The following is a 653-nucleotide window of genomic DNA, read 5'->3' as shown; positions in this document are numbered from 1 at the left end:
CACAACCAATATCGAGAGCAGCGGGTCGGTAACGCTCGCGTCGTCAACCCGCGGCGAGTATCTGATCAACGGTACCATCGGTGTAACACTCAACGGCAAAGCAATTGGGCCAGACAGCTTGACGGGCTGGCAGGCACTCCAGGCCGAAGCGTCGGGCGGTGGCTACAAGGTGTTGTGGCTGAACACCAACGGGTCATATGCCGAATGGACCACGGATGCTTCGGGACAATACCAAGGCGGTGTTACCATCGCCAATGTCGTGGATGTCGAAGCCTTTTATGGTGTTGATCTAAACAATGACGGCCAGACTGGCCACGCCACAACCAATATCGAGACCAGCGGGTCGGTAACGCTCGCGTCGTCAACCCGCGGCGAGTACCTGATCAACGGTACCATCGGTGTAACACTCAACGGCAAAGCAATTGGGCCAGACAGCTTGACGGGCTGGCAGGCACTCCAGGCCGAAGCGTCGGGCGGTGGCTACAAGGTGTTGTGGCTGAACACCAACGGGTCATATGCCGAATGGACCACGGATGCTTCGGGACAATACCAAGGCGGTGTTACCATCGCCAATGTCGTGGATGTCGAAGCCTTTTATGGTGTTGATCTAAACAATGACGGCCAGACTGGCCACGCCACAACCAATATCGAGA

1 protein-coding gene is annotated in these 653 nt (G+C 56.7%); it reads left to right on the top strand.

Features of this window, described 5'->3' with window-relative positions; genetic code table 11:
• On the top strand, positions 1 to 653 hold a 653-nt coding region (locus ACR0LL_RS21270), incomplete at both ends, for a hypothetical protein (protein WP_480589317.1).

Source organism: Ruegeria sp. AI2, from assembly GCF_056541275.1.
The sequence above is the reverse complement of the archived record's forward strand: the minus strand, read 5'-3'. Positions and strand labels throughout refer to the sequence as shown.